The 26,607-nt window shown below is 65.1% G+C and carries 30 protein-coding genes; 11 read left to right on the top strand and 19 right to left on the bottom strand.

Features of this window, described 5'->3' with window-relative positions; genetic code table 11:
• Nucleotides 1-69: 69 nt before the first annotated feature.
• From CHB96_RS25955 to CHB96_RS25945, 3 genes are read right to left on the bottom strand one after another with little or no spacing between them, the layout of a single operon-like run.
• Nucleotides 70-1,050, bottom strand: a complete 981-nt coding sequence (locus CHB96_RS25955) for a Gfo/Idh/MocA family protein (protein WP_089251757.1) — start codon at nucleotides 1,048-1,050, stop codon at nucleotides 70-72.
• Nucleotides 1,047-1,946, bottom strand: coding sequence for a sugar phosphate isomerase/epimerase family protein (locus tag CHB96_RS25950; RefSeq protein ID WP_089251755.1), 900 nt, complete (start codon nucleotides 1,944-1,946; stop codon nucleotides 1,047-1,049). The genes CHB96_RS25955 and CHB96_RS25950 overlap by 4 nt, the downstream gene beginning before the upstream one ends.
• Nucleotides 1,943-2,950 (bottom strand): Gfo/Idh/MocA family protein, encoded by a 1,008-nt coding sequence (locus CHB96_RS25945; protein WP_089251785.1) that lies wholly within the window; start codon nucleotides 2,948-2,950, stop codon nucleotides 1,943-1,945. The genes CHB96_RS25950 and CHB96_RS25945 overlap by 4 nt, the downstream gene beginning before the upstream one ends.
• Before the next feature lie 110 nt (nucleotides 2,951-3,060).
• Here CHB96_RS25945 and CHB96_RS25940 point away from each other — a divergent pair, with 110 nt between their 5' ends.
• Nucleotides 3,061-4,110 (top strand): LacI family DNA-binding transcriptional regulator, encoded by a 1,050-nt coding sequence (locus CHB96_RS25940; protein ID WP_089251753.1) that lies wholly within the window; start codon nucleotides 3,061-3,063, stop codon nucleotides 4,108-4,110.
• 30 nt (nucleotides 4,111-4,140) lie between these two features.
• On the opposite strand, the gene CHB96_RS25935 is transcribed toward CHB96_RS25940, so the two are convergent.
• A complete protein-coding gene (locus tag CHB96_RS25935; RefSeq protein ID WP_176444505.1) occupies nucleotides 4,141-5,151 on the bottom strand; it encodes a Gfo/Idh/MocA family protein in 1,011 nt (336 codons plus the stop codon).
• Nucleotides 5,152-5,213: 62 nt separating this feature from the next.
• Between CHB96_RS25935 and CHB96_RS25930 the strand changes: the two genes are divergently transcribed.
• The 4 genes from CHB96_RS25930 (at nucleotide 5,214) to CHB96_RS25915 (ending at nucleotide 8,906) form a co-directional block, all read left to right on the top strand.
• Nucleotides 5,214-6,191, top strand: coding sequence for a Gfo/Idh/MocA family oxidoreductase (locus tag CHB96_RS25930; RefSeq protein WP_089251751.1), 978 nt, complete (start codon nucleotides 5,214-5,216; stop codon nucleotides 6,189-6,191).
• Nucleotides 6,192-6,205: 14 nt separating this feature from the next.
• Nucleotides 6,206-7,033 carry an aldo/keto reductase gene (locus tag CHB96_RS25925; RefSeq protein ID WP_089251749.1) on the top strand — a complete coding sequence of 276 codons (828 nt, stop codon included), beginning with the start codon at nucleotides 6,206-6,208 and terminating at the stop codon, nucleotides 7,031-7,033.
• The gene (locus tag CHB96_RS25920; protein WP_342746282.1) at nucleotides 7,030-8,430 is read left to right on the top strand and encodes an MFS transporter; all 1,401 of its coding nucleotides are present in this window, start codon (nucleotides 7,030-7,032) and stop codon (nucleotides 8,428-8,430) included. Before CHB96_RS25925 ends, CHB96_RS25920 begins: the two co-directional genes overlap by 4 nt.
• A gap of 104 nt (nucleotides 8,431-8,534) precedes the next feature.
• On the top strand, nucleotides 8,535-8,906 hold the full coding sequence (locus tag CHB96_RS25915) for a hypothetical protein (protein ID WP_089251745.1): 372 nt from the start codon (nucleotides 8,535-8,537) through the stop codon (nucleotides 8,904-8,906).
• Between the two features lie 46 nt (nucleotides 8,907-8,952).
• On the opposite strand, the gene CHB96_RS25910 is transcribed toward CHB96_RS25915, so the two are convergent.
• The 7 genes from CHB96_RS25910 to sdhC all read right to left on the bottom strand — a co-directional run bounded on the left by CHB96_RS25910 (nucleotide 8,953) and on the right by sdhC (nucleotide 14,886).
• Entirely contained in the window at nucleotides 8,953-9,609 is a 657-nt protein-coding gene (locus CHB96_RS25910) for a response regulator transcription factor (RefSeq protein WP_089251743.1), read from the bottom strand.
• Entirely contained in the window at nucleotides 9,609-11,051 is a 1,443-nt protein-coding gene (locus CHB96_RS25905) for a sensor histidine kinase (RefSeq protein WP_089251741.1), read from the bottom strand. Before CHB96_RS25905 ends, CHB96_RS25910 begins: the two co-directional genes overlap by 1 nt.
• A gap of 9 nt (nucleotides 11,052-11,060) precedes the next feature.
• On the bottom strand, nucleotides 11,061-11,327 hold the full coding sequence (locus tag CHB96_RS25900) for a hypothetical protein (protein WP_089251739.1): 267 nt from the start codon (nucleotides 11,325-11,327) through the stop codon (nucleotides 11,061-11,063).
• A 144-nt stretch (nucleotides 11,328-11,471) separates the two neighbouring features.
• Complete coding sequence (locus tag CHB96_RS25895) at nucleotides 11,472-12,251, bottom strand: succinate dehydrogenase iron-sulfur subunit (protein WP_089251737.1); 780 nt, start codon at nucleotides 12,249-12,251, stop codon at nucleotides 11,472-11,474.
• A 1-nt stretch (nucleotide 12,252) separates the two neighbouring features.
• Entirely contained in the window at nucleotides 12,253-14,004 is a 1,752-nt protein-coding gene (gene sdhA / locus CHB96_RS25890) for a succinate dehydrogenase flavoprotein subunit (RefSeq protein ID WP_089251735.1), read from the bottom strand.
• Nucleotides 14,005-14,020: 16 nt separating this feature from the next.
• The gene (locus tag CHB96_RS25885; RefSeq protein ID WP_089251733.1) at nucleotides 14,021-14,476 is read right to left on the bottom strand and encodes a succinate dehydrogenase hydrophobic membrane anchor subunit; all 456 of its coding nucleotides are present in this window, start codon (nucleotides 14,474-14,476) and stop codon (nucleotides 14,021-14,023) included.
• Nucleotides 14,476-14,886, bottom strand: coding sequence for a succinate dehydrogenase, cytochrome b556 subunit (gene sdhC / locus CHB96_RS25880; RefSeq protein WP_217899992.1), 411 nt, complete (start codon nucleotides 14,884-14,886; stop codon nucleotides 14,476-14,478). Before sdhC ends, CHB96_RS25885 begins: the two co-directional genes overlap by 1 nt.
• 264 nt (nucleotides 14,887-15,150) lie before the next feature.
• Between sdhC and CHB96_RS25875 the strand changes: the two genes are divergently transcribed.
• From CHB96_RS25875 to CHB96_RS25865, 3 genes are read left to right on the top strand one after another with little or no spacing between them, the layout of a single operon-like run.
• A complete protein-coding gene (locus CHB96_RS25875) occupies nucleotides 15,151-15,564 on the top strand; it encodes a cytidine deaminase (RefSeq protein ID WP_089251783.1) in 414 nt (137 codons plus the stop codon).
• Nucleotides 15,557-16,843 carry a thymidine phosphorylase gene (locus CHB96_RS25870; RefSeq protein WP_089251729.1) on the top strand — a complete coding sequence of 429 codons (1,287 nt, stop codon included), beginning with the start codon at nucleotides 15,557-15,559 and terminating at the stop codon, nucleotides 16,841-16,843. Before CHB96_RS25875 ends, CHB96_RS25870 begins: the two co-directional genes overlap by 8 nt.
• Before the next feature lie 38 nt (nucleotides 16,844-16,881).
• Nucleotides 16,882-18,006, top strand: a complete 1,125-nt coding sequence (locus CHB96_RS25865; protein WP_089251727.1) for an adenosine deaminase — start codon at nucleotides 16,882-16,884, stop codon at nucleotides 18,004-18,006.
• A gap of 4 nt (nucleotides 18,007-18,010) precedes the next feature.
• Here CHB96_RS25865 and CHB96_RS25860 read toward each other — a convergent pair whose 3' ends face one another.
• Genes CHB96_RS25860 through CHB96_RS25840 form a run of 5 tightly spaced genes read right to left on the bottom strand, consistent with a single transcriptional unit; the run spans nucleotide 18,011 to nucleotide 21,346 of the window.
• A complete protein-coding gene (locus tag CHB96_RS25860) occupies nucleotides 18,011-19,291 on the bottom strand; it encodes a SatS C-terminal domain-containing protein (protein WP_089251725.1) in 1,281 nt (426 codons plus the stop codon).
• A 15-nt stretch (nucleotides 19,292-19,306) separates the two neighbouring features.
• Nucleotides 19,307-19,609 carry a YbaB/EbfC family nucleoid-associated protein gene (locus CHB96_RS25855; RefSeq protein WP_245866196.1) on the bottom strand — a complete coding sequence of 101 codons (303 nt, stop codon included), beginning with the start codon at nucleotides 19,607-19,609 and terminating at the stop codon, nucleotides 19,307-19,309.
• The gene (locus CHB96_RS25850; RefSeq protein WP_089251723.1) at nucleotides 19,606-19,935 is read right to left on the bottom strand and encodes a hypothetical protein; all 330 of its coding nucleotides are present in this window, start codon (nucleotides 19,933-19,935) and stop codon (nucleotides 19,606-19,608) included. Before CHB96_RS25850 ends, CHB96_RS25855 begins: the two co-directional genes overlap by 4 nt.
• Nucleotides 19,932-21,050: a C40 family peptidase gene (locus CHB96_RS25845; RefSeq protein WP_089251721.1), complete on the bottom strand. Its 1,119-nt coding sequence runs from the start codon at nucleotides 21,048-21,050 to the stop codon at nucleotides 19,932-19,934. Before CHB96_RS25845 ends, CHB96_RS25850 begins: the two co-directional genes overlap by 4 nt.
• On the bottom strand, nucleotides 21,047-21,346 hold the full coding sequence (locus CHB96_RS25840; protein WP_245866194.1) for a type VII secretion target: 300 nt from the start codon (nucleotides 21,344-21,346) through the stop codon (nucleotides 21,047-21,049). The genes CHB96_RS25845 and CHB96_RS25840 overlap by 4 nt, the downstream gene beginning before the upstream one ends.
• 87 nt (nucleotides 21,347-21,433) lie before the next feature.
• Between CHB96_RS25840 and upp the strand changes: the two genes are divergently transcribed.
• Together upp and CHB96_RS25830 are read left to right on the top strand one after the other, a co-directional pair.
• Nucleotides 21,434-22,057, top strand: coding sequence for a uracil phosphoribosyltransferase (upp, locus tag CHB96_RS25835; protein ID WP_089251719.1), 624 nt, complete (start codon nucleotides 21,434-21,436; stop codon nucleotides 22,055-22,057).
• A gap of 83 nt (nucleotides 22,058-22,140) precedes the next feature.
• Nucleotides 22,141-22,947, top strand: coding sequence for a DUF2797 domain-containing protein (locus tag CHB96_RS25830; RefSeq protein ID WP_245866192.1), 807 nt, complete (start codon nucleotides 22,141-22,143; stop codon nucleotides 22,945-22,947).
• 27 nt (nucleotides 22,948-22,974) lie between these two features.
• On the opposite strand, the gene CHB96_RS25825 is transcribed toward CHB96_RS25830, so the two are convergent.
• The 3 genes from CHB96_RS25825 to CHB96_RS25815 are packed head-to-tail and all read right to left on the bottom strand — an operon-like array spanning nucleotide 22,975 to nucleotide 25,584.
• On the bottom strand, nucleotides 22,975-24,579 hold the full coding sequence (locus CHB96_RS25825) for a phospho-sugar mutase (RefSeq protein ID WP_371829055.1): 1,605 nt from the start codon (nucleotides 24,577-24,579) through the stop codon (nucleotides 22,975-22,977).
• Nucleotides 24,576-25,403: a purine-nucleoside phosphorylase gene (locus tag CHB96_RS25820; protein WP_089251717.1), complete on the bottom strand. Its 828-nt coding sequence runs from the start codon at nucleotides 25,401-25,403 to the stop codon at nucleotides 24,576-24,578. Before CHB96_RS25820 ends, CHB96_RS25825 begins: the two co-directional genes overlap by 4 nt.
• Before the next feature lie 10 nt (nucleotides 25,404-25,413).
• Nucleotides 25,414-25,584 carry a hypothetical protein gene (locus CHB96_RS25815; RefSeq protein ID WP_176444504.1) on the bottom strand — a complete coding sequence of 57 codons (171 nt, stop codon included), beginning with the start codon at nucleotides 25,582-25,584 and terminating at the stop codon, nucleotides 25,414-25,416.
• Between the two features lie 65 nt (nucleotides 25,585-25,649).
• Between CHB96_RS25815 and CHB96_RS25810 the strand changes: the two genes are divergently transcribed.
• On the top strand, nucleotides 25,650-26,603 hold the full coding sequence (locus tag CHB96_RS25810) for an NAD-dependent epimerase/dehydratase family protein (protein ID WP_089251715.1): 954 nt from the start codon (nucleotides 25,650-25,652) through the stop codon (nucleotides 26,601-26,603).
• Nucleotides 26,604-26,607: the final 4 nt, after the last annotated feature.

The following is a 26,607-nucleotide window of genomic DNA, read 5'->3' as shown; positions in this document are numbered from 1 at the left end:
CCACCCACGCGCGCACATCCCGCCCCGTACGCAAACACATATGTATTTGCGTACGGGGCGGGATCGGATCTAGCGCGGTGACATACCTGCTGCGCGATACGCGTCGTCGATCAACGCCATGTTGGCGACGGCGTCGTCGGGGCCGATGGGCAGTGGAGTCCCGTTCAGCACGTGATCGGCGAATGCCTCGAGCTGATACGTGTACGACGAGCGCCTCCCGAGGTGCTCGACGGTGGTGTCCGAGCCGATCGTGATACTCACACGGTCGTCCTGGTTCGGCTTGATGTGGTTGTGCGCGAACGCCTCACCCTTGGAGCCGATTACCTTCAATGTGAACAGGTAGTCCGGATCGATCATCGAATTGTACGAAGAACCCGTTGCGCCGCTGGGGAATTCGAGTTCGGCATCGAAGGACTCGTCGACACCGGGGAAACGCTCGACAGCCTTCGCGGATTCGATCGAGGGTGCGCCGCCGGCATATGCGCCGAACTGCCGCAATGCATGCAGGCCGTAGCAGCCCAGATCCATCATCACGCCGCCCGCGAGATCGAGCGACCACCGTAGGTCACCTGGCTCGGGTGCGGGCATGCGCATGACGACCTCGACGTGCCGAAGCTCGCCGAGAGTTCCGTCCGCGAGCAGTTGGTGCAGTCGTTTCGTGACCGGGTGGAACAGGTAGTGGAACCCCTCCATCACAACGACATTCGCTTCCCGTGCCGCCTCCGCGACGGCAACTGCCTCGGTGCGATCACGCGCGAACGGCTTCTCCGTCAGCACCGGCTTGCCCGCCTGCACGGCCGCGAGGTTCCACGGCGCGTGCAGGGAGTTGGCGAGCGGGTTGTAGACCACGTCCACTTCTGGATCGTCGATGACGGCCTGGTACGAGTCGAGAACCCGTTCCACGCCGTACTTCTCGGCGAAGACCTGGGCCCTGACCTTGTCGCGCGCAGCGCACGTGACAAGGCGGTGACCCAGAATGTTCGACGGTTCGACTATCGCTTCTTCGGCGATTCGTGATGCGCCGAGCACCCCGATCCGTACTGCGTTCATACCGTGGACGATACCCGGGCGTCCACGACGCTTCGGAGGTACGCGACGCTGGCGATGACGTCGGTGACGGGGCCCGCATCGGTCGGCTCCTCGGCGAGGATCGTGTCCTGCTCGAGCACGAACCAGCCGTCGAAACCGGCGTCGAGAAGCTCGTTCACGATCTTGCCGATGCCCACGTCACCGGTGCCGAGTGGGGTGTACATCCCTTGGGCGACAGCCTCGGTGTAGGTGAGTTCACCGGACTGGACGCGCGCGGCGAGGGCGGCGTCGACGTCCTTGAGGTGTGCGTGCGTGATGCGCGACGCGTGTGCTTCCACCAATTCCAGCGGGTTCGTGCCGCCGATGAGGAGGTGGCCGGTGTCGAGGCACAGCGGGATCGACGAGCCGTTCAGGACGCGGTACACCTCGTCGCGCTTCTCGATCATCGTGCCGACGTGGGGGTGCAGCACGGCGCGGATGCCACGCTCGGCCGCAGCGGCCTGCAGGCGATCGAGGTTCTGCAGCAACGTGTCCCACTGTGCGTCGTCGAGCTCGGGACGCGAGTCGTAGCCGTCGCTGCCGGTTGCCGCGGCGAGGACGAGAACCTCGGCGCGCGAGGCGATGAACGCGTCGAGCAGCGGTGCGATGCCGGGTACGGGATCGTGGTTGGCGTGGTGCAGCAGGACCGGTGCGAATCCGCCGACCGACTTCAGGCTGTACTTGTCGAGCGTCGCGGCGAGCTCGTTCGGATCCGCGGGGAGGAAGCCCTCGGGACCGACCTCGGTCGCGGTGAGTCCCGCGTCGCGCATCTCGGTGAGAACGCGGTCGTTGTCGATCTGGTATCCCCAGCCGGGGACCTCGCAGACGCCCCAGGAGATGGGTGCGCCGGCAATACGAATGTCGGTCGTGGTTGTCACAGTCTTACCTCGTCGATTCGCACCGGGCGGTGCTGTTGCAGGGACAGGGTTGCAGCCTCGGCGATGTAGGCCACTTCGAGGGCATCGCGTGCGGTGCAAGGGGATTCGATTCGGCCGGCGGCGACGTCGGCGAAGGCGCCGAGCTCGACCTGGTACGCCGACGTGAAGCGGTCCATGAAGAAGCTGTGCGGTGTTCCGCCGGGGAAGGTGGTCGCGGCTTCGAGGTTGCGGACCGGAACCTGCTCGTCCCAGCCAGCGACGACGGCGTCCGCGGATCCGTGGACCTCGAGGCGGCAGTCGTAGCCACGCGCGTTGTAGCGGGTGTTCGACACGACACCGATGGTGCCGTTCTCGAAGGTGAGCGTCGTGGTGGCGGTGTCGACGTCGCCGTACTCGGTGAACTTGGGGTCGCCCTGGTTGGACCCGGCCGCGTAGACCTCGGCGACCTCGTGGCCGACGATCCAGCGCACGATGTCGAAGTCGTGGACGCTGCAGTCACGGAAGATGCCACCGGAGACGGCGACGTAGTCCAGCGGCGGGGGAGCCGGGTCGAGCGTGGTGGAGCGAACCGTGTGCAGCCAGCCGAGATCACCGGATTCGACGGCGACCTTGGCCGCGGCGAACGCGGGAGCGAAGCGGCGGTTGTAGCCGATCTGCACCTGGACACCGCTCGACTCGATGCCCTGGACGACGGCGAGGCTCTCACCAGGAGTGGCGGCGAGCGGCTTCTCGCAGAACACGGGGATGCCGGCGTCGACGCAGGCCAGCACGAGTGCGGCGTGGGCCGGGGTTGCGGCAGCGACGACGACGCCGTCGACACCGGACTTCAGAAGCGCTTCGGCGCTGTCGACAGCTTTGGCTCCGAACTTGGCGGAGACGGATTCGGTGACGGCCGGTCTCTCGTCGGTGACGACGAGACCGTCGACACCAGGCAGGGTGCTCAGGGTTTCGGTATGGAATGCGCCGATGCGGCCGAGGCCGACGACGCCGATGGTTACGCCCATCAGTGTGGTCCTCACAGGGAAGAGAAGAAATTCGGGTACGTCGAGTGTGACGGTGTTCTGCAGTACTATCAACCAGCATTTACCATCAAAAACGCCTCAGGGAGACGGTAGTGGCGCATCGGTACAAGGTTCGCGAGATCGCGCAGCAGTCCGGATTGAGCGAGGCGACCGTCGATCGCGTGCTGCATGAACGGGCAGGAGTTCGTGACAACACGAGGGCCGAAGTGCAACAAGCTATTTCGGACCTGGACAAGCAGCGGTCGCAACTGCGGCTGAATGGTCGGAAGTTCCTGTTCGATGTCGTGATGCAGACACCGGCACGGTTCTCGGCGGAATTCAGGGCTGCACTCGAAGCGGAACTGCCGATGCTCGCACCCGCGGCAGTGCGGTGCCGCTTTCACTTCAGGGAGATCGAATCCGTGACGGCCATGGTGGACACGTTGAGCAGGTTCACCGCCCGGAGCTCGCACGGGGTCATCGTCAAGGCGCCCGACGATCCGGACGTCGTCGCTGCGATCGATCGGCTCGTCGACCTAGGGATTCCTGTCGTCACCTATGTGACCGACGTGCCGGACAGTAGGCGGCTGGGGTACGTCGGGATCGACAATCGCGCGGCCGGGGCGACGGCGGCCTATCTGGTGGACAGCTGGCTCGCGGACTCCGACGCCACCGTGTTGATCATCCTGACGAGCAACATCTTTCGCAACGAAGGCGAGCGCGAGATCGGCTTTCGCAGCACGCTGCGGGCGCTCGGCGCCGAACGCGGCGATCCGGGTGGGCGACGCGTCGTCGAGATCACCGACAGCGAGGGCCTCGACGAGACCGTCGAGAAGCTCGTCGAAGCGGCGTTGATCGAGCACGTGGACATCGAGGCCGTGTACTCGATCGGCGGCGGAAACACGGGCGCGGTGCGTGCGTTCGAGCGGGTGGGTCGTCGTTGCCGGGTGTTCGTGGGGCACGACCTCGACAGCGACAATCGGCCACTACTGCGTTCGGGGGCGCTGTCGGCAGTGCTGCATCACGACCTGCGTGCCGACGCGCGCCGCGCCTGCCGGGTGCTGATGCAGGCGGGCGGCGGATTGGACGGCATGGTCGACGAACGTGCGCAGATACACGTTCTGACGCGTTTCAACACCCCCTATGTGCACGGAAATACGTAGCCCGCTATGTATTTTCGTGCACATGGGGTGTCAGTACTCGATACCGAGCTGCTCGCGGATCGAGTCGATGATCGCCAGCGTTTCGACGGCGTCGGCGATGGTGTGTACCGACGATTCCGGGCGCTCCTCGGAGATCGCGCGCGCTGCGTCGACGGCGGCGAAGTGCAACCCGTCGACCTGGAGGCCCTTGTCCTCGCGGTAGACGATCGTCTCGCGGCCGCGGAGGTCCAGGGTGAACGATCCGGGCATGAAGAACGGTCCTTTGATCTTCAGCGTTGCGTCGCGTCCACAGATCGATGCGACGGTCGGGGTGTCGCTGAGAATCGTCGTGTTCATGACAGCGTGGTTGCCGTCGGCGTCGGTCAGGATCGCCGACACCTGGCCGTTCAGTTCGTCGTTGGCAGGCTGCCCGACGGCCGTGACCGACGTCGGAGCGCCGAGTACGAAATGAATGAACGACGCGTCGTACGTGCCGAGGTCCAGCAGCGGTCCACCGGCCAGCGTGGGGTCGTAGATGCGGTGGTCGGTGGTGAAATGCTCACCGTGGTCCACGAGAACGGTGTGGATCGGACCCAGTTCGCCGCTGTCCAGAATCTGCTTGATGACGTCGAATTTCGGCAGGAACTTGGTCCACATCGCCTCGCCCGCGAACACACCCGCCGCTGCGGCTGCAGCACCGATTTCGGCGGCGCGAGCAGCGTCGACGGCCAACGGCTTCTCGACCAACACGTGCTTGCCTGCAGCGATTGCTGCCAGTGCACATGCGTGGTGCTCGGTGTGCGGCGTCGCGACATAGACGATGTCGACGTCCGGATCCGCGAGCAGTGCGTCGTAGCTTCCGAAGGATTTCGGCACGGAATGCTCGGCCGCGAACTCGTCGGCGCGTCCCTGATTGCGCGACGCGACCGCAACGACCTGCTGTGTCGAGTACTTCTTGAGTGATTCGGTGAAGCGGTGGGCGATCCATCCCGGCCCGAGGATTCCCCAACGGAAGGAGGGTGCGTCCATAGGATCGGGGACGCGTGACAGCGGCATCGTCATCTGCAGAACCTGTTCTCGCGAAATGCTTCTTTGTTAGGACATTCTGATGTCATACTCAGAGCATGACTGTACGCGTTGGAATCATCGGGGTCGGCGTCATGGGTGCCGATCATGCCCGCAAGATAAACGGCCAGATCTCGGGTGCTGAGGTGTCCGTCGTCGCAGACTTCGACACCGATCGCGCCAAGTCGGTCGCGAGCGAGTTACGCGACGCTCAGGTAGCCGAGGACGGCAAGGCGCTCATCGAGCGCGACGACGTGGACGCGATCATCGTGGCCTCGCACGACTCGACCCACGCCGAACTGGTGCACGCCGCGCTCGCCGCGAACAAGCCTGTGCTGTGCGAGAAGCCGCTCGCTCCGACGGCCGCGGAGTGCCGCGAGATCATCGCCGCCCAAGGCGACCGCAACCTCATCACCGTCGGATTCATGCGTCGGTTCGACCCGGCGTACAACGAACTCAAGCGCGCCGCGACGCCCGAGCGCATCGGCGAGACGCTCGTCGCGCATTGCATCAGCCGCAACGTCACTGCAGGACCGGGGGATTCGGCGGCGACGATCACCAACTCCGCGATCCATGAACTCGACGTCATGCCGTGGCTGCTCGGTTCGCCGATCACCGAGGTCAGCTGGCACGCCGGGCGCACCTCGAAGCATTCGGGACCGCGTCAGGACCCGCAGATCATGTTGCTGCGCACCGAGTCCGACGTGCTGATGACGGTCGAACTGTTCGTCAACGCTCGCTACGGATACGACACTCGCTGTGAGATCGTCGGTGAAGAAGGCATCGCGCAGTTCGCGATCCCTGCGCACGTCATCGTCGACAGTGAACTGAAGCGTTCCATCGAATACCCGGTCGACTGGGTTCCGCGCTACGCCGAGGCGTACCGTCTCGAACTGCAGGAGTGGGTCGACTCGATCGCCGAAGGACGTCCGTCGACCCTCGCCGACGCCGACGCCGGGCTGCGCGCAGGTTTGGTGGCCGACGCCTTGGTGGTATCGATGAACTCGGGCGGCCGTACGGTTACCGTCGAATACTGATCGAAAGAGGCTTCATGACACCGACATTCACCCTCAGCGACGGCACCTCGATTCCTGCACTCGGCCTCGGGACCGTCAAGTCCGAGGGCGAGGACATGGCTGCGACGGTGGGATCCGCGCTCGACGCCGGGTATCGCCTGATCGACACGGCGCTCCGGTACGAGACCGAGGGTGGTGTCGGTGAAGCCGTCAGGGCGTCGAGCGTTCCGCGTGAGGACATACTCGTCACGACGAAGATTCCCGGCCGGTACCACGGGTACGACGAGGCCAAGGAATCCGTGCAGCTCTCGCTCGAGGGCCTTGGTCTGGACCACATCGATCTGTTGCTCATCCACTGGCCCCTGCCGAAGGTGGACAAGTACGTCGACACGTGGCGCGCAATGATCGACCTGCAGAAGGACGGCGTCGTCACGTCGATCGGCGTCTCCAACTTCACCGAGGCGCACCTGGACCGGATCGTCCGGGAGACCGGCGTTGCTCCCGTCGTCAATCAGGTCGAATTGCATCCGTTCTTCCCTCAGGCCGACCTGCGTGCCTATCACGCCGAGCACGGCATCGTCACCGAGAGTTGGAGCCCCCTCGGCCGCGGATCGGAGCTGTTGAAGGCGGCTCCTGTCGCCGAAGCCGCTGCTGCACACGACGTCTCACCGGGCCAGGTCGTACTCCGCTGGCACCACCAGTTGGGTGCGGTGCCGCTGCCCAAGTCGTCGAACCCGGATCGTCAGAAGCAGAACCTCGACATCTTCGACTTCGCATTGACCCAGGGCGAGGTCGACGCCATCTCCTCACTCGAACGTGGCCGGATCTGGGATCAGGACCCCGACACTCACGAGGAGTTCTGAACGCGCAGGTCTTCCCGCGGGGACTTGCGTTGCTCGTCGCGGGTGGATTGTTCATGGAAATCCTCGACGCGACCGTGATCGCGACCGCCGTCCCCGCGATGGCGGATTCGTTCGGAGTGGAGGCCGTCGATGTCGGCATCGCGATCTCGGCGTACATCCTGACGCTGGCCGTGCTGATTCCGGTCAGCGGATGGATGGCCGACCGCTTCGGTGTCCGACGCGTATTCCTCGCCGCCATCGTCGTGTTCACCGTCGCATCGATCGGGTGTGCGCTCAGTCCGTCGTTGCCGGTGCTCGTCGCGATGCGGGTGCTGCAAGGAGTGGGCGGGGCGATGATGGTCCCCGTCGGGCGGCTCGCGGTTCTGCGCGCGACGTCGAAGTCCGAATTGGTCCGTGCCATCGCCTATCTCACGTGGCCCGCGCTGACGGCGCCGGTGCTCGCGCCCGCACTCGGCGGGGCGATCGTCACGTATTTCTCGTGGCGGTGGATCTTCCTGATCAACGTGCCCTTGGGCATCGTCGGATTTCTCGTCGGGCTCAGGCTCGTGCGTGGCGTCGACGGGACCGGCCCGACGCGGCCCTTGGACTGGCGTGGCTTCGTTCTCACGGCGGTCGGGATCGCGGCGTTGATCGTCTCGCTCGACAGCATCAGGACCGAAGGAACGCCGTGGGTCGCTGTGGGCGTCGGACTCGCGGTGGCAGCGGTGGTGTCGACGGCGGCCGTCGTGCATCTCCGACGCGCCGAGCATCCCCTGCTCGATCTGACCGTGTTACGCGTCGACACGTTCAGGAACACGGCGACGTACGGGTCGTTCTATCGCATGGTGATCACCGCTGTGCCGTTCCTGTTGCCGTTGATGTTCCAGCTCAGGTTCGGGTGGTCGCCGTTCGTATCGGGATTGATGGTCATCGCGTTGTTCGTAGGCAACATCGCCATCAAGCCGACGACGACGCCGCTCATGCGGCGCTTCGGAATTCGAACCGTGATCATCGCCGACGGCGCACTGTCGATCCTCTGCTTCGGCGCGATCGCTCTCGTCTCGGTCGACACCCCACCCGTCGTCATCGCGGCGATTCTCGTCATCAGCGGTGCGCTCAGATCCATCGGGTTCACGGCCTACAATTCGCTCGCGTTCGCCGACGTCGACTCGGACCGCCTCACCCATGCCAACACCTTCAACGCCACTGCGCAGGAACTGTTCTCCGGCTTCGGTATCGCGCTCGGCGCGATCGCATTGACGTTGTCGACGGCGATCGTGCAGTCGTTCGACCGACCGTCGGGGGAGGCGTTCTCGATTTCCTTTGCCGCGCTGGGTGTTCTGATGGTCGTCGTCGTGATCGGTGGCCTCGTTCTGCGGAAGGATGCGGGCCGGTCAGTGACGGCTGTCGCGCGCTGATTCCCTCCCGCGCGGGGATGAGAACAGCCTCATCTTCGCTTCCTCTGTGTCTCACTTTCGGCCGTCATCGTTGTGGTGTCAGGGAAACGACCGAAAGGAACATCATGAAGATCGCAGCCAAATTTGCCGCCGCCGCAGCGGCCGCCACCGCGTTGACCCTCGGTGGAATCGGTGCCGTTGCCATGGCCGACGACGCCGACCGCACCCAGCGTCCCTCGTCCATCTCGGTCCAGCAGCAGCAACCTCCCGCTCCCGCCCCTGCTCGTGCACCGGACGCGGACGGAGCTGCACCACTCGTACCGGCCCCGCCGGCCTACTACGACGACGACTGGGACGATCGTTACGACGATCTGGACGATCGGCATGACTGGGACGACCGTCACGATGATCGGGACGACCATGACGACTGGGACGATCACGACGATCACGACGACTGGGACGATCACGACGACTGGGACGATCGCTACGACGACTAGGAGTCTGCGCCCGGTGTGAGCGGAATCCGCTCGCGCCGGGCGCTTTTCACGCCAAGCGATAACCCATGCCCCGGACGGTTTCGATACGCTCGCTTCCGAATTTCCCGCGCAGATACCGGACGTACACGTCGACGACGTTGGAGCCCGGATCGAAATCGTATCCCCACACCTGTGACAGCAGTTGTTCACGGCTGAGTACTTGACCCGGATGGCGGAGAAAGGCCTCGGTCAGCGCGAATTCGCGAGCCGACAGATCGATCGACTTCTCACCTACGTGTGCGCGTCGAGTGCGTAGATCCAGCGACAGGTTACCGGAGGTCAACACCATCTGCTCGGGCACTCGTGCCGAAGCGAGCCGTAATCGAATGCGCGCCAGCAGTTCTTCGAAGCGAAACGGCTTGGCCATGTAGTCGTCGGCACCGTTCTCGAGGCCGGACACGACGTCGCGCACACTGTCCCGAGCGGTGAGTACGATGATGGGAATCTCGACCATCTCGCCGCGCAATCGTTCCAGAACCTCGAATCCGTCCATGTGTGGCAGGCCGATGTCGAGCACCATCAGATCGAAGTCACCACTGCTCGCGAGGTCGTAGGCAGAGGGGCCGTCGGCCACCGTCGTCGTCGTGAATCCCTTGGCGCGCAATCCTTTCTGCACGAACGAGGAAATTCGGGGTTCGTCCTCTGCGATGAGAATTCGTGCCATTACTGGTTCTTTCCTGCGCTGACGGGAACCGTGATGGTGAAAGTGGATCCGTGGCCGAGCGAACTGCCCACGACGACGCGGCCTCCGTGTGCCCGAGCGATGGCCGTGACGATCGACAACCCGAGCCCAGCGCCTTCGCTGCGCCTGGTGCCGTCGCGACCACGCGCGAAGCGCTCGAAGATGCGCTCGCGGTCCGCCTCGGCGATTCCGCTTCCGGCGTCGGTGACCCAGAAGCGAATGTCGCTGTCGGACAGTTGGGATCCGATTCCGATGCGATCTCCCGGTCGGGTGTGATGCGTCGCGTTCTCGGCGAGTGCTACGACGGCTTGTGTCATTCTCTGCTCGTCGAGATGCGCGTTGACGGGTGCCGTCGTCTCCAGAACCCACTCGCGGTCCGCGAGCCGGTGGACTTTGTCGAAGATCGTTCGGGTCAGCTCGCTCACGTCGACGTCGGTGGGTGCCACGAACGACGTCTGTTCGGCGCGTGTCAGCAGCAACAGGTCCGCGACGAGTCGGTTCATCCGCTCGAGTTCGTCGTCGACCAGCGTCACGGTGTCGCGGACATCGTCGGGATCCGACGTGTCGAGGACGTCGAGGTGCCCGCGCACGATGGTGATGGGGGTGCGCAGTTCGTGTCCGGCGTCGTCGAGGAATCTGCGCTGAGCAGCGGAACCCGCTTCGAGTCGGTCGAGCATCGCGTTGATGCTGTCGACGAGCGTGCCCATCTCGTCGGTGCGCCTACCCGAACTCTCGTGCGGAATGCGCCTGGACAGATTGCTGTCGGTGATGGCGGTGGCCGTGTCGGCAATGTTCTTGACCGGCATGAGAATTCGGCCTGCGACGATCCATGCACCTACCGCTGCGACGACCGAGGCTCCCGCGCCGACGAGCAACATCAGCACAGCGACATCGTCGGCCGGTTGACGTTCCTGGTCGGCGAAATACGCGGCGACGACGACGGCAGGCGTCGGGTCGCCGTCGAGCGCGACCGGCACCGCGAGATAGACGACCTCTCCCGACGCGCTGTCGTAGCTGCCTTCGGTCGGAACGGTCGTCGTTCCGACGAGGGCGGTGAACGCGGCGTCCTCGGAGATCTTGATCGGTGCTTGCTGCCGGCTCTGAAGCTCGAAGGTTCCGTCGACATAGCCGAGGAACTTCTCGTTGGGACGCGCCAGGTTGTAGGTGATCACCACACGGAGAACATCGGTGACGGTGCTGAACGGTGCCCCGGTTGCCGGATCGACGCCTGCCTCGGTGAGCGTGGTGAATTCGGCGATCTCGGTGCGCAGAGATTCGCGCATGCGATTGTCGGCGGATCGGATCATCAGAAGCCATGTCGTGACCGTCACGATCGCCAGCGATCCGAGTACCAGCGGAAGTACCCAGGCTACGACGCGCGCGCGAGCGCTGTTCGGCCGGAGCCAGGTCGTGCGAGGCCTCATCGAGTGGAACTAGTCGTCATCGTCGTCGTCGAACCCGTCGTCGTCCCAGTCGTCGTCATCGTAGGGGAGCGGGGGCGGTTGGACCGATCCGTCGGATGCAGGAGGCGGCGGAGTTGCGGGCGGTGGTGACAACGGCTCGGGTGACGGTGCGGCGGGTGCGGTGATCGGCGCAGGGACTGGTGCTCCCGCATCCGCCGGTCGCGCCACGAGATACACCCCGGTGAACACTGCTCCCAGGAACGCGAGCGTCACTGCAACTGCCGCAAAGATCTTCACCGTTACACCGTGCCGTCAGCGCATGGGACCGGGATGAGAACGGGATGAGAGAACTCTCATCTGCGCGATTCCCCAACGTAAGAATGGCGCTTTCATACGATCAGATCGTATGAAAGCGCCATTCAAGCGGTAATGGTGAAAGACCTAGCGAGCGAACAGCAACGCGCGCTTGACCTCTTGGATCGCCTTGGTCACCTGGATGCCACGGGGGCACGCGTCGGTGCAGTTGAACGTCGTGCGGCAGCGCCACACACCTTCGACGTCGTTGAGGATGTCGAGACGCTCGGACGCACCCTCGTCGCGGCTGTCGAAGATGAAGCGGTGTGCGTTGACGATCGCAGCCGGTCCGAAGTAGCTGCCGTCGCTCCAGAACACGGGGCACGAGGTGGTGCAGCATGCGCAGAGGATGCACTTGGTCGTGTCGTCGAACCGGGCACGGTCGGCCTGGCTCTGGATCCGCTCACGCGTCGGCTCGTTGCCGCTGGCGATCAGGAAGGGCTTGACGGCGCGGAACGCGTCGAAGAACGGCTCCATGTCGACGATGAGGTCCTTCTCGACCGGGAGACCCTTGATGGGCTCGATCGTGATGGTCAGCGTCTTCGAGGAGTCCTTCGGCAGCATGTCGCGCATCAGCACCTTGCAGGCGAGACGGTTGACGCCGTTGATGCGCATCGCGTCCGAGCCGCAGACCCCGTGTGCACACGAGCGGCGGAACGTGAGGGTGCCGTCGAGGTAGCCCTTCACGTACAGCAGCAGGTTGAGCAGACGGTCCGTCGGAAGGGTCGGGACCTGGAAGGTGTCCCAGCGCTGGCCGTCGCCGTCCTCGGGGTTGAAGCGGGCGATCTTGAGGGTCACCATGACCGCGCCGTTGGGCACGGGCGGCTCGGAGGCCTGGTTCGGCTTGTCGAGAGTGGGGGCGCTCATGTCAGTACTTCCGCTCCATCGGCTCGTAACGGGTCTGGATTACCGGCTTGTAGTCCAGACGGATGTCGGTGAGCAGGCCAGTGCCTTCCTTGTAGGCCATGGTGTGCTTCATGTACTCGGCGTCGTTGCGGTTCGGGTAGTCCTCGCGTGCGTGGCCGCCGCGCGATTCCTTCCGGTTGAGTGCTCCGACGACGGTGACCTCGGCCATCTCGAGCAGGAAGCCGAGTTCGACGGCTTCGAGGAGGTCGCTGTTGTAGCGAGTTCCCTTGTCCTGCACGGTGATGTGGTTGTACCGCTCCTTGAGGGCGCGAACGTCCTTCAGTGCGGTTTCGAGGCGCTCCTCGGTGCGGAACACCGACGCGTTGTTGTCCATCGACTGCTGCAGCTCGGTGCGGATGTCGGCGACGCGCTCGTGTCCGTGATCGGACAGGACGAGTGCGAGCCACTCCTCGACCATCTTCGCCGGCTCCTCGGGGAGCGGGGTGAAGTCGACCGAGTTGGCGTACTTGGCTGCCGCGATGCCCGAGCGACGTCCGAAGACGTTGATGTCGAGCAGCGAGTTGGTGCCGAGACGGTTGGCGCCGTGCACCGAGACGCATGCGCACTCGCCTGCGGCGTACAGGCCGGGGACGATGTCGTCGTTGTTGCGCAGGACCTCACCGTTGATCTTGGTGGGGATGCCGCCCATGACGTAGTGGCACGTCGGGTAGACGGGCACCGGTTCCTTGACCGGGTCGACACCGAGGTACGTACGGGAGAACTCCATGATGTCCGGGAGCTTCTCGTCGAGAACTTCCTCGGGGATGTGCGTCACGTCGATGTAGACGTAGTCCTTGTTCGGACCGCCGCCGCGTCCCTCCAGTACCTCGAGGACCATCGAACGCGCGACGATGTCGCGAGGCGCGAGATCCTTGATGGTGGGGGCGTAGCGCTCCATGAAGCGTTCACCGGACTCGTTGCGGAGGATACCGCCCTCGCCACGGACCGCCTCGGAGATGAGGATGCCCAGGCCCGCGAGGCCTGTCGGGTGGAACTGGTGGAACTCCATGTCCTCCAAGGGAAGTCCCTTGCGGAACACGATGCCCATGCCGTCACCGGTGAGGGTGTGCGCATTGGACGTCGTCTTGTACATGCGTCCCGAGCCGCCGGTCGCGAAGACGATCGACTTGGCGTGGAAGACGTGCAGTTCGCCGGTCGCGAGCTCGTAGGCGACGATGCCGGTCGCGACGGGGCCGTTGTCGGTCTCGGTAAGGCAGAGATCGAGTGCGTAGAACTCGTTGTAGAACTCGACGTCGTGCTTGACGCAGTTCTGGTAGAGCGTCTGCAGGATCATGTGGCCGGTGCGGTCGGCGGCGTAACACGCACGGCGAACGGGCGCCTTGCCGTGATCACGCGTGTGCCCACCGAAGCGGCGCTGGTCGATCTTGCCTTCGGGCGTCCGGTTGAACGGAAGGCCCATCTTCTCGAGGTCGAGAACGGCGTCGATGGCTTCCTTGGCCATGATCTCGACCGCATCCTGGTCGGCGAGGTAGTCGCCGCCCTTGACGGTGTCGAACGTGTGCCACTCCCAGTTGTCTTCCTCCACGTTGGCGAGTGCTGCGCACATGCCGCCCTGTGCCGCACCGGTGTGCGAACGCGTCGGGTAGAGCTTGGTCAGTACCGCCGTGCGGGCCTTGGGCCCGGCTTCGATGGCGGCGCGCATGCCGGCGCCACCTGCGCCGACGATGAGCACGTCATAACGATGTTCCTGCATGAATGCTTCAGTTCCCTTAGCTCGCCGAAATGTTCGGATCGAAGGTGAAGATGACGTACGTGCCCAGGCCCATGATGAGAATCATCGACAGGACGAGCAGTGTCGTCAGCCAGAATCGGGTCGAGTCCTTGCGCGAGTAGTCCGCGATGATCGTCCGCAGGCCGTTGCCGCCGTGCAGTTGAGCCAGCCACAGCATCGTCAGATCCCAGAACTGCCAGAACGGGCTCGACCAGCGTCCGGCGACGAACGCGAAGTTGATGCGGTGCACGCCGTCGTCGAGCATCAGCATGATGAACATGTGGCCCAGGACGAGGACGACGAGAGCCAGTCCGGAGAAGCGCATGAACAGCCAGGCGTACAACTCGAAGTTGCCGCGCGACTTGCGTCGCGGCGAACGAGGGTTGTCCAGGCTGGCCGGACGGTCGTAGGTCTTGCCGAGGGACTTGGCCTCGGATCCGTGTGTCGTTGCCATCAGTGCCCGCTCGCTGTGAACATGTTGTAGAAGATTCGGCCCGCTCCCGGAATCATGACCACGATCCAGATCGCGGCGATGACCCACAGCATCAGCTTCTGGTACTTCGGTCCCTGCGACCAGAAGTCGACCAGCATGACGCGGATGCCGTTGAGTGCGTGGTACAGAACAGCTGCGACGAGGCCGATCTCCATGAGGCCGACGAGCGGCGTCTTGTAGGTGTCGATGATCGCGTCGTAGGTCTCGGGATTGACACGCACCATGGCGGTGTCCAGAACGTGGACGAACAGGAAGAAGAACGTCAACACGCCAGTGATTCGGTGAAGTACCCAGGACCACATTCCCGGATCTCCGCGGTACAACGACCGCTTACGCTCCTTGGCCGGAGCGACTTCCGTCGTGCTACTCATCGAGTGCAAAGCCTCCAACGTCATTGGTGGACGCGTCGAGCCTGGTAGCCGGGCTGTTCCTGGCTCGATTTGTCGAACTCCGGCTCCACCGGTATTCAAAGAGCCGCCGTCTTTGAACTCTAAACCCAACGGAAAGCCGGAACTAATTCGACTCGAGATTCGTACCGCGATCGAAATACGACTTAGGTTTGCCTTTCCAATTCTTCGTGATCGGTTCAGTCGAGTGTGGTGCACAGTCCTCGAAGCCGTGATTGGATGGTGCGTATGCCCGAAATCGACTGGAAAACGTTGCGAGACAATGCTCATCGCGTTATGAGGCAAGCCTATGCGCCCTACTCGAACTATCCGGTGGGTGCGGCCGCGTTGGTCGACGATGATCGAATTGTCACGGGATGCAATGTGGAAAATGTCTCATATGGTTTGGGCCTGTGCGCCGAGTGCGGTCTCGTGTCCAACCTCCATTCCACCGGCGGTGGCCGGCTCGTTGCTTTCACGTGTTGCGACAGCCGCGGACAGCGGTTGATGCCGTGTGGGCGATGCAGGCAGTTGCTGCTCGAGTTCGGCGGCGGTGATCTGCTCGTGGACACCGACTCCGGACCGACTCGACTGTCCGAGCTGCTTCCCTCGGCCTTCGGCCCCGACGACCTGGAGACGGGCCGGGTGAACAGCGATGTCTGACGCCGTATCCATCATCGCCGCAAAGCGCGACGGCCACGAGCTGACGACCGAGCAGATCGACTGGGTGATCGACGGCTTCACCACGGGCATCGTCGCCGACGAGCAGATGTCCGCGCTGGCCATGGCCATTCTGTGGCGAGGGATGTCGCGGGCCGAGCTGAGCGCATGGACGTCGGCGATGATCTTCTCGGGTACCCGCATGGACTTCTCGTCGCTGGCCAGGCCGACCGTGGACAAACATTCCACCGGTGGTGTAGGTGACAAGATCACGCTGCCTCTGGCGCCGATCGTGGCTGCGTGTGGCGCGGCCGTTCCGCAGCTGTCGGGTCGGGGTCTCGGCCACACCGGCGGCACCCTGGACAAACTCGAATCCATCCCCGGTTGGCGTGCAGATCTGAGCTCGGAGGAGATCCACTCGATTCTGGCCGATCCCGCCGTCGGTGCCGTGGTGTGTGCTGCCGGCGCGAATCTGGCACCCGCGGACAAGCGGTTGTACGCGTTGCGCGACGTCACGGGCACTGTCGAGTCGATTCCGCTGATCGCCAGTTCCATCATGAGCAAGAAGATCGCCGAGGGAACGGGCGCGCTGGTACTCGACGTCAAGCTCGGTGCAGGCGCGTTCATGAAGAACATCGACGACGCCCGTGAGCTGGCCTCGGCGATGGTCGATCTCGGAACCGACGCAGGTGTGCGGACGGTCGCGCTGCTGACGACGATGGACGCTCCGCTCGGTTTCACCGCGGGCAACGCGCTCGAGGTGGAGGAGTCGCTCGAAGTCCTCGCAGGCGGAGGGCCTGCGGACGTCGTGGAGCTGACGGTGACACTCGCGCGGACGATGCTCGTCGCGGCAGGAATCGAAGGCGTCGACCCCGCGGACACGCTCGCCGACGGTACGGCGATGGACCGGTGGCGTGCGATGGTCGAGGCTCAGGGCGGCGATCCGGGCGCTGCGTTGCCGGTGGCGAAGGAATCGCAGACGGTCACGGCCGATCGTGACGGTGTTGTGACCGAACTCGACGCGATGAAAGTCGGCGTGGCCGCGTGGCGACTCGGCGCGGGCCGCGAGCGTCAGGGTGAGGCGGTGCAGGCTGCTGCCGGTGTTCGGTTGCACGCCAAGCCCGGTGACCGTGTGACGGCCGGTCAACCGGTCGCGACGTTGTACACCGACACTCCCGAGAAATTCGCATACGCGGCCGAGGCCGTCGCAGGCGCGTGGACGATCGGTGACAGTGCGGTCGAGGTGCCGCCGATCGTGCTGGAGCGGGTCGGGGACCAGTAACCCGGCGAGGGGAGGATCGGCGCGATACCGTTCGGAACATGAGTACCGCCGATCCTGTCTCCCCATCGAACAGCGGCGCGACGCCGCTCGATCTGCCGTCCATCACCACCGCCCCGAAAGCGCTTCTGCACGATCATCTCGACGGCGGACTGCGCCCGAGAACCGTGCTGGAACTCGCGGGGGAATGCGGCTACGACGACCTCCCGGAAACCGACGCCGACGCCCTGGCTCAGTGGTTCCGTAACGCCGCCGACAGTGGTTCGCTCGAGCGCTATCTGGAGACGTTCGCGCACACGGTCGCGGTCATGCAGACCCCCGAGGGTCTGTTCCGTGTCGCCCGCGAGTGCGCCGAAGATCTGGCCGCCGACGGTGTCGTCTACGCGGAGGTGCGCTTCGCTCCGGAGCAGCACCTCGAACGTGGATTGACACTCGATCAGGTCGTCGAACATGTTCTGGAGGGCTTCCGTGCAGGCGAGTCCGCAGCACGGGTGGCAGGCAAGCGAATTCGGATCGGATGTCTGCTGACGGCGATGCGCCATGCGGCGAGATCACGGGAGATCGCCGAGCTCGCCGTGCGGTTCCGTGACCGAGGCGTCGTGGGATTCGACATCGCCGGCGCCGAAGCCGGATTCCCTCCCAGCCGGCACCTCGACGCGTTCGAATACATGCGAGCGGCCAACGCGCACTTCACCATTCACGCGGGTGAAGCATTCGGTTTGCCGTCCATTCAGGAAGCTGTCGCGTTCTGTGGCACCGACCGCCTCGGACACGGAGTCCGCATCGTCGACGACATCGCCGTCGGCTCCGACGGCGAGCCGACGCTCGGGCTACTGGCCGCGTACGTCCGAGACAAGCGGATGCCGCTCGAACTGTGCCCCAGTTCCAACGTGCAGACCGGCGCCGTCGACAGCCTCGAGAAGCACCCGTTCGACCTGCTCGCCCGGTTGCGTTTCCGCGTCACCGTCAACACCGACAACCGGCTGATGAGCGATACGACGATGAGCCGCGAAATGTACAAGCTGGTCCAGACATTCGGCTACGGCTGGAGCGACCTCGAACGGTTCACGATCAACGCGATGAAGTCCGCGTTCATCCCGTTCGACGAGCGTCTCGAACTGATCGACGACGTCGTCAAACCGGGATACGCGGTGCTGCTCGGGTAGAGATCTACTGCTTGCGGAGGCGGGCCTCGAACTCACGCTCGAGTGCTCGCCACGCTTCGGCCTCGGCGTGGAACGGGGCGCTCGGTGCGAGACGGTTCGGGTCCGGTTCGAGGGTGTACGAGACGTACCAGCCGAGCGGCGTCGACGTCGCCAACGCCGTCTCCACGGATTCGTCTCCGGCGAAGTCGGCTGCGTCGGTGAACAATTCGACGGCCAGGTCGAGTTGGTCCACGTCGACAGCCGTCGGCCCCTCGGACAGGTCGTCGGCGAGACCGGGGAGTACGTAGACGTTCTCGTCGGTGACCTCGATTTCGAGTGAACCGTCGACGGCGGCCGTCTGGACGTCGGCGTACGTGCTCACCTTGGCGAGCTCGTGATCGTGGTCGTCCGCGAGGTAGCGGGCAAGTGAACGTTCCGAACCGAAGACGGTGATGCTGCCTGCACGGCCCAGGAAGATCGGCTCGTCGTCGATGTAGCACCGCAATGTGTAGACGGTGTCGTCGGACGTGATGATCCTGATCGGGTCGATCCCGACGGTGGTCCAGAACCCGTCGTCCGCTGCTGCTTCGGCGATGGGGTCGACATCGACGTCGTCCTCGTCGCTATCTGCGTCGTCGCTGTCGTCGTCGCTGTCGTCGTCACCGTCGCTGTCGTCGGACACGTCGTCGACGTCCACGATGTTCTCGGCGGCAGCAAGCAACTCCGCCTCGGCGACCTCCACCGCGTCGGCGTCGACGTCGGGCGTCTTCACGACGGAATCGATCGCGTCGACGACGTCGTCCCAACTCTTGGCGACAGCCGATCCGATGCGATCCCACAACGCCTGGCCGTCCTTGCCGAGGAATGCCTCGACGCCGACCCCGACAGCGCCGAGGTGCGGGTTTCCTGCGAAAAAGGATGTGACAGAGGGTAGTTCGCAGACATCGCCGAGTGTCTGCACCATCTCGAAGGCGGCGTCCAGTTCGGCGAGAACATCGGAATCGGGTTCTTCCGCGACCAATTCCGGGACACCGACCAGGTCGAACCGGTGCAGATCGTCGGGCTCGAGCTCGTTGGCTGCGAGTGCCGACACGACCGTCCACGACGGATGGTCGACGAGGTCGTTGTCGGTGTCGTTTCGGATGAACGCGGCCAGCTGCGCCACCGCTTCGAACCCGTACAGATCGTCTTCGTGCCCGAGGAATGCTTCCCATTCGTCGTCGCCTTCGCGCCACTCGGGAGCCCAGAGGGTGACGAAGTCGCCGCGGGTGAGACCTAGTTCGATCGGAATGATGTCGCCAGCCATGGCCGGAAGCCTATCTCAGGTCTCTGTGAGTGAAGTCTGCATACTGCGGAGGACATCCTCGCGTGCGGCGAGGGCGTCTCGCGCCGCCGCCGTCGCTGTCTGCACGACGAGCGTCGTGAGGCGCTCTGCCGATTCACGCGTCAGGTCGTCGGCCAGTTCGAGTCCGATGACCGAGCCGTGGCTGTCCACCTCGACGGTGACGAGGCCGTCGGTCGATCTCCGCACGACACGCAACGCGGCAAGCGCCTCCGACGCGTCGTACATCGAGTCCAGCGCCCGGTGTCCGCGAGAAACCAAGGCGTTCAACGGTTCGTTCACACCGACCTCAACCAACTGGTCGGTTCGACCTCGTCGGCCATGTGGCGGTTCTCCGAGTCGGCCACTGTCTCCTCCGTGGGAAGTCCGAGGCGGTCGAGGACATCGGCTGGTACCCCGTCGTCCGCGAGGAGTGTGCGTCGGTGGGCCTTGGCTGACTCTGTAGCGCGCTGGCACAACTGCAGGATTGTCGCGGCCAATTCGGAACCGGCGAACCGCAATTCACGTGGATCGACCTGCAGGCCGACGAGGTGGCAGTGTTCGGTGGCGCGGACGCGTATCGACTCGCTTCGGGTTGCGGCGACTGCCGTCATGTCCTGCGCGGTCATGCCGTCGGCCTGTAGAATCCCTGGAAGCCCATGCCGCTGTTGGTGGTACGAATTGCACTGACCTGCACGGGATCTCCTGCCTCCACGAATTGACCGTTTCCGATGACCATCGCAACGTGACCGTCCCAGACCGCGAGGTCGCCCGGCATCAGGTCGTCCTGACTCACCTGCGTGCCGATGTCCTGCTCCTGTGCGAGACGGGGCAGTTCGACGCCCTGCTCGCCGTACGCCCACTGCGTCAGTCCGCTGCAGTCGAGGCCACGGCCAGGTTCGGTTCCGCCCCACACGTACGGGACTCCCTGCTGGGTCAGCGCGCTGCGCACCGCGCCGGCAGCCTGCTCGTTCGGGGCGACCGCGACGGAGCCGTCGGGAAGGGCTATTTCGACGCCGCGGCCCTGAGCGCCCACGGCAGCAGACTCTCGCTGCGGTGCGAACGTCGACATCTCGCGGTCCGATACGGCCGCCGCAGGCGACGTCGGTGCGTAGGTGTGCGTCTCGGGAAGCGACGGCGCCGAGACCGACTGCGCGAAGTTCCGCAGGAACTGTTGCCCGGGATCACCTGCGGGTGCAGGCTGAGTGGCCGCCGGGGCAGTGACAAGGCCTGCAGGTTCGGGAACAGACGGCGGCGACGCCAATGCCGTCATCTCGCCCGCGTGCACGGCGAGTTCGGCGCGCACACGCGCGACGACGGCCAGAGCTCTCTCGAGGTGCTCGATGGCTGCCGCGATGATCATCGTCTGGCCAGGAGGTGTCAGGAGCATCGGAGCGGCGGACAGGGCGATCGAGACGAACGACTGCACGATGGCCTGCAGTTCGACGACTCCGGCCTCCACCTTCTCGCACGCTCGGTCGATGATGGCGGCGATGTCGTCACCGTGGTCAGCGAGACGCGTCGCACTGATGTGTGCTTCACCGGCGAGTTCGACGGCGGCGGCAGCGGCGGGCCCGCTCCACGCCGACGCGAGGTCCGACACCGCGCTCTGGCCGATGCGCTGTACCGAATCGAGTGTGCGGGACGACGCACGAAGGATGTCGGCGGGGCCACCGGTGGGGATGTGGCCCGAACCGAACGCGCCGAGCAGGTCGACGATGGGCTTGGACAGCAGGTCGATCACGCGAGAGTCTCCGCAGTGGCACTGTCTGTGAGCTCGTAGCCGGCGCCTGATCGGGCCGTCGCCACTCCGATGCTGCCGAGGGCATCGGCGAGCCGAGCGATCGCGGCGGTGTGTGCGGTGTGGACTCCGACGGCGGCGCCGAGAAATTCGGTTCCGATCAGTCCGAAGACGGGGGTGAGGACAGCCGGTCCGGCGGCGGTGGCTGCGGCAGCCGCACCTGCCACTTCGGTGGCCAGAGCACCTGCAGACGCCGCATATGCCTGGATCTCGGCTGCTACCGCTGATATCTCTGCCATCGGTTCCCCCGGACTGCCTGTAGAAGTGGCTTCACGGGTTTCGACGCACGTGCGGCTCGATCGGTTCCCGCACTTACTCTTGTTCCTATGGAAACTCACGTGGTCGAACATCCACTGGCCGCCGCCCTGCTCACGACGATGCGTGACGAACGCAGTGACAACGCAACATTCCGGTCCGCTCTCCGCCAGCTCACCCACATGCTGGTGTACGAGGCCACACGCGATGCACAGATCGACACCTTCGACGTCAAGACACCCGTCGCCGTCACCCAGGGCACACGTCTGGCACGCCCACCGCTGCTCGTTCCGGTGCTGCGCGCGGGACTCGGCATGGTCGAGAAGGCCAGTGGACTGATCCCTCAGTCTCGGGTCGGGTTCGTCGGCATGGCGCGTGACGAAGAGACGCACCAGCCGGTTCCCTACATGGAATCGCTGCCCGACGACCTGTCGCAGACCCCCGTCTACGTCCTCGACCCGATGCTCGCGACGGGAGGCTCGATGGTGCACACGATCGAGCTGTTGGTGGGACGCGGCGCTGCCGAAGTGACGGCGATCTGTGTCGTCGCGGCACCCGAAGGCGTCGCGGCACTCGAGAATTCGGGGCTGCCCGTTCGGCTCGTCGCGGCGAGCATCGACGACGGGCTCAACGACGATGCGTTCATCGTCCCCGGTCTCGGTGACGCGGGTGACCGTCAGTTCGGGCCGCGCTGAACGCCTCGCTCGTTCTCGGGGTCACCTGGCCAGCCAGCGAAGGTGACCCCCGATTACGCGTCGTCGACACCCGGACGCGCGTCGTGGAGTACGTGGAATTGCGTGGTGCGCGAATCGGGTTCGCCGCGCTCGGTGCCGAACGGTGGTGCACCGGCCGAGTCGCGTTCGGCAAGAACGGTTCCGAGTACGTTCCGTGCCCGACACAGTCGCCGGCCGAGGTCGGATCGCAGTGCGAGGTGTGCGAGTCGAAGGATCCGTTCCGGTTCGTGCACACCGTGCATCGGGGTGGGTTCGTCTCTCGCGACCTCGAAGCGCATGTGATGCAACCACATTGGTTGTACATCGCGACGTTCGCGAACGGTGTGCACAAGGTGGGTACCGCGGCGAACACGCGGAAGTGGGGTCGTCTGGCCGAGCAGGGTGCTATCTGCGCGCAGTACGTCGCCTGGGCCGCCGACGGCAAGGTGATCCGTGTGCTCGAGGACCAAGTCACCGAGGTGCTGCAGGTCCGTCAGGCGGTGCGGTCGTCGGCGAAGGCGGCTGCGCTCGCAGTACCCGTCGACACGGCGCGTCTGGAGTCCGCGACGGCCGCGTTGGCCGAGAAGGTCCGCGCCGTTCTCGGGCCGGGGGACGACAGCTTCCGCGTCGTCGACGAGGCGTGGCGGGTCGCCGGATTCCGTGACCTCGCGTCGGGAAACAGGGTCGCGTACCCGAACGAACTGACCTCGGGGACACACGGATTCACTGTCGAGGCGTGTATCGGTCAGACGGCCGTCGTCGAGATCGAGGGTGAGTCGTACGTCGTGGATCTCCACGAGCTCAAAGGGCGGCGCGTGCGATTCGGTGATTACGACTCGACGCTGGAAGCCGTGCAGTCGGCACTCTTCTAACCCTCGTGAGCGAAAATGTATAGAGGGCTATACATAAACACTCACGAGGGATTGTCGCAGCTCGTCGAGCGTGGCGTCAGCTGCCGCCCGGGCGTCGGGTAATCCGGCCCGATCGGCAACGGGCACAACGACTTCGAGGTACGCCTTCACCTTCGGCTCGGTGCCCGACGGACGCACGATGACGCGTATGCCGTCCCCGGCCAGTTCGACGGCATCGGTACGCAGCGGTCCCCGCTGCTCCAGCAGGTCGGTGAAGCGGACGTCCCGGCCCGCCAGTGAATCCGGAGGCGTCGCGCGCAATGTCCTCATCATCGACGCGATGTCGTCGAGATTGCTCACTCGCTTCGACACCTGCGTGCCTGCATGCACTCCGAATTCGACGGCGAGGTCGTCGAGCAGATCGAGCAGAGTGCGTCCGTCGATCTTGCACTGAGCAGTCATATCTGCGAGCACGACGGCGGCCGAGATACCGTCCTTGTCGGTGACGTTCCGAGGATCGACACAGTGGCCGATCGCTTCCTCGTACGCATAGACGAGGCCTTCACCCGCGCGTACGAGCCACTTGAAGCCGGTGAGGGTGCGCGCGTATCGAGCGCCGCGTGCAGGTGCGAGGGCCGACAGCAACTGCGACGACACGATCGTGTTGGCGACCAACGAATTCGGAGGCGCAGTCTTCAGAATATGGTCGGCGAGCAGCGCGCCCGTCTCGTCGCCGCTGAGCATCCGCCATCCCAACGGACCGGGCACGCCGATCGCACAGCGGTCCGCGTCCGGGTCCAGTGCGATCGCGAGGTCGGCGTCGATGTCGGCGGCGAGTGTCAGCAACGCGTCGGCAGCGCCCGGTTCCTCGGGGTTGGGAAAGGCGACGGTCGGGAACTCCGGGTCGGGCTCGAACTGGCTCTCGACGACGTGCACATCGCGAAAACCCAAGCCGCGCAGCGCAGTCAGGGCCAGGTCTCCGCCGACCCCGTGCATTGGCGTCAGCGCGATCCTGATGGTGCGGCGCGGTGATCGGGCGAGCGCAGGCAGTGTGTCGAGATACCCAGCTGTGACGTCGGATCCACCCGGTGTGACGTGAGTTCGTGGTAGGTCGACGGCTGGCCCGACGGCGGCGATCTCGGCTTCGATCTCGCGGTCCGCAGGAGGAACCAGTTGGGCGCCGCCGCGCAGGTAGACTTTGTATCCGTTGTCGGCGGCGGGATTGTGCGACGCCGTGATCTGTACTCCGAGATCGGCACCCCGCGCTCGCACCGCGAAGGCGAGGACGGGAGTCGGCAGCGGTCGCGGGAGAAGCACGACCGAGAATCCTTGCGCGGCAAAGGTTTCTGCAGCGGCATTGGCAAACGCTTCGGATCCGTGCCTGGCGTCGCGACCGACGACGACGGTCGACCCGCCGAGGCATTTCTTCTGCAGCCACGACGCGATTCCGGCGGACGTTCGTATGACGACTGCAACGTTCATTCCGTTCGGTCCCGCCCGTACCTCACCGCGCAGACCTGCTGTACCGAACGACAGGGGAGCGCGGAATCGTTCTGCCAGTTCGGTATCCGTCAGGTCGGCCAATTCCTCCCGCGTCGACGGGTCGGGGTCACCCTCGATCCATGCGGCGACCTGGGCGGCCAGTTCGCTCACAGGGATGTCACCAGTCGATGCAGCAGATCACCCATGCGCGACGCGGATGCCTTTCCCGCGGCGAGAACTTCGGCGTGATTCAGGTGTTCGCCGGTCATACCCGCTGCGAGGTTGGTGACGAGGGAGATGCCGAGCACACGGGCCCCGAGCGCACGGGCGGCGATCGTCTCGTGCACGGTCGACATGCCGACCAGGTCCGCACCGAGGGTGCGCAGCATGCGAATTTCGGCCGGAGTCTCGTAGTGCGGGCCGGGCAGACCGGCGTAGACGCCGTCCTCGAGCGACGGATCGATGCCGCGGGCGAGGTCACGAAGGTCGGACGAATATGCGTCGACCAGGTCGACGAATTCTGCGCCCACCAGCGGAGATCGGGCCGTGAGATTGAGGTGGTCGGAAATCAACACCGGCTGCCCGACGCTCATGCCGTCGCGGATCCCGCCTGCCGCGTTGGTGAGGACGACGGTCTTCACGCCCGCGGCTATCGCCGTCCGCACCGGGTGGACGACGCGTCGGAGATCGTGCCCTTCGTACGCATGTGTTCTGCCCTGCAGCAGCAGGGTGTGCGTGCCGCCGACGTTCACCGACGTGATCGTTCCCGAGTGTCCCGACGCCGACGGTGCGGCGAACCCGGGGAGGTCTGCCATGCGGAGGGTGGCCGTCGGCGTACCGAAAGGCTCTGCTGCTGCTTGCCATCCGGACCCGAGGACGATGGCGACCGAATGTTCGGCGACACCTGTCGCGTCGGCGATCGCGGCTGCGGCGGCCGACGCCGCGCCTGTCGGGTCGACGGTCGGATCTGCCTGCTGCGCGTCTGTAGTTCCCACGGGCCCAACCCTAGGAGATGCGATCGTTTTCGTCAGGGCCGCATCGCGCGGCGGCCGCGAGACCTTCGACGACCCAGCCCTCGTACTTCTCGGGTGTCCATGCGCGATCGTCCACGAGCAGGGTGAACATCTCGGGGCTGAGCAGCGCGAGTCCGACGTCGACGCACGTGTCCACGTCCATCCCGGGGACCTTCGTCGCGAGAGAGTCGTGATGATCTAGTGCTTCACTCCAGGGAGGAAAGTTTCATGACAGTTCTCGTACTCGGTGGTTACGGCGCGGTCGGACGGCACATCGTCGGGCGTCTTCGCGACCAGGGGATCGACGCTGCCGCAGCCGGTCGGGATGCTCGGCGAGCAGATGTGACGCTCGATCTCGCCGAGCCCGCATCGTTCGCCGCAGCGCTCGGCGGGGTGGATGTGGTGGTGAACGCGTCGGGATCCGAGGACATCCGGCTGGCCGAGACAGCCGCTGCCACCGGAGTGCCGTTCATCGATATCTCCGCGACGAGCGAGTACACGGAAAAGCTCGAACACGTGCGCGGACCGGTGCTGATCGGCGTCGGAATCGCTCCCGGACTGTCGGGCATGCTCGCCCGAGATGTGTTCACGACGTCGTCGTCCTCGGTCGATGTCGCAATCGGCCTCGGTGCGGGGGAGAAGCACGGCGCAGCTGCGACCGAGTGGACGTACGGGCTGATGGGAAAGAAGTTCGTCGATCCGGACGGCGCGGCCGTCGCCAATTTCACTGGAGGGAAGGTCATCGACTTCCCCGTCGAGTCCGGGTACCGCCGGTTTCCGTCGTACCGAGCCGATTTCGCGGACCAGCACAGGCTGACCGACGAGTTGGGCGTCCCGGTGCGGACGTACCTGCGGTTGGACTCGCGGCTGATGACGATGGGACTCGCGACGCTGACGCATGTGCCGTGGCTCGCGCGGCTGTCCCCGTCGTCGATGCCCGGTGGTGACCGATGGGCGATCGTCGCACGCGACCAGGACGGGCGTTCGTCGTGGGCGACCGGGCGAGAGCAGTCGGTGGCGACTGCCGTCGTCGCTGCATGGGCGGCGCAGCAGGTGGCGTCCGGCGAGATCGACTTGGGCGGCCCGGCGTGGTTGCACGGCGCCGCATCGCTGTCCGACATCGCACCGACCTTGTCGGCTGCGGCGTTCGAGAGTGGCGCAGCGCATATTACTGCCGAGTAGGTAG

It is taken from the genome of Rhodococcoides kyotonense (assembly GCF_900188125.1).
In the GTDB taxonomy this organism is placed as follows: Bacteria; Actinomycetota; Actinomycetes; order Mycobacteriales; family Mycobacteriaceae; genus Rhodococcoides; species Rhodococcoides kyotonense.
This window is presented reverse-complemented; position numbering and strand designations above follow the sequence as displayed.

Bases quoted from the DNA above. Each gene is read 5' to 3' on its own strand.
- CHB96_RS25840 (WP_245866194.1), bottom strand. From the start codon at position 21,346: ATGGCAGAGATATCAGCGGTAGCAGCCGAGATCCAGGCATATGCGGCG.
- CHB96_RS25875 (WP_089251783.1), top strand. From the start codon at position 15,151: ATGCCCGAAATCGACTGGAAAACGTTGCGAGACAATGCTCATCGCGTT.
- CHB96_RS25945 (WP_089251785.1), bottom strand. From the start codon at position 2,950: ATGGGCGTAACCATCGGCGTCGTCGGCCTCGGCCGCATCGGCGCATTC.
- CHB96_RS25925 (WP_089251749.1), top strand. From the start codon at position 6,206: ATGACACCGACATTCACCCTCAGCGACGGCACCTCGATTCCTGCACTC.
- upp (WP_089251719.1), top strand. From the start codon at position 21,434: ATGGAAACTCACGTGGTCGAACATCCACTGGCCGCCGCCCTGCTCACG.
- CHB96_RS25935 (WP_176444505.1), bottom strand. From the start codon at position 5,151: ATGACGATGCCGCTGTCACGCGTCCCCGATCCTATGGACGCACCCTCC.
- CHB96_RS25810 (WP_089251715.1), top strand. From the start codon at position 25,650: ATGACAGTTCTCGTACTCGGTGGTTACGGCGCGGTCGGACGGCACATC.
- CHB96_RS25915 (WP_089251745.1), top strand. From the start codon at position 8,535: ATGAAGATCGCAGCCAAATTTGCCGCCGCCGCAGCGGCCGCCACCGCG.
- CHB96_RS25885 (WP_089251733.1), bottom strand. From the start codon at position 14,476: ATGGCAACGACACACGGATCCGAGGCCAAGTCCCTCGGCAAGACCTAC.
- CHB96_RS25895 (WP_089251737.1), bottom strand. From the start codon at position 12,251: ATGAGCGCCCCCACTCTCGACAAGCCGAACCAGGCCTCCGAGCCGCCC.
- CHB96_RS25905 (WP_089251741.1), bottom strand. From the start codon at position 11,051: ATGAGGCCTCGCACGACCTGGCTCCGGCCGAACAGCGCTCGCGCGCGC.
- sdhA (WP_089251735.1), bottom strand. From the start codon at position 14,004: ATGCAGGAACATCGTTATGACGTGCTCATCGTCGGCGCAGGTGGCGCC.
- CHB96_RS25860 (WP_089251725.1), bottom strand. From the start codon at position 19,291: ATGGCTGGCGACATCATTCCGATCGAACTAGGTCTCACCCGCGGCGAC.
- sdhC (WP_217899992.1), bottom strand. From the start codon at position 14,886: ATGAGTAGCACGACGGAAGTCGCTCCGGCCAAGGAGCGTAAGCGGTCG.
- CHB96_RS25865 (WP_089251727.1), top strand. From the start codon at position 16,882: ATGAGTACCGCCGATCCTGTCTCCCCATCGAACAGCGGCGCGACGCCG.
- CHB96_RS25870 (WP_089251729.1), top strand. From the start codon at position 15,557: ATGTCTGACGCCGTATCCATCATCGCCGCAAAGCGCGACGGCCACGAG.
- CHB96_RS25815 (WP_176444504.1), bottom strand. From the start codon at position 25,584: ATGGACGTGGACACGTGCGTCGACGTCGGACTCGCGCTGCTCAGCCCC.
- CHB96_RS25930 (WP_089251751.1), top strand. From the start codon at position 5,214: ATGACTGTACGCGTTGGAATCATCGGGGTCGGCGTCATGGGTGCCGAT.
- CHB96_RS25850 (WP_089251723.1), bottom strand. From the start codon at position 19,935: ATGACCGCGCAGGACATGACGGCAGTCGCCGCAACCCGAAGCGAGTCG.
- CHB96_RS25955 (WP_089251757.1), bottom strand. From the start codon at position 1,050: ATGAACGCAGTACGGATCGGGGTGCTCGGCGCATCACGAATCGCCGAA.
- CHB96_RS25910 (WP_089251743.1), bottom strand. From the start codon at position 9,609: ATGGCACGAATTCTCATCGCAGAGGACGAACCCCGAATTTCCTCGTTC.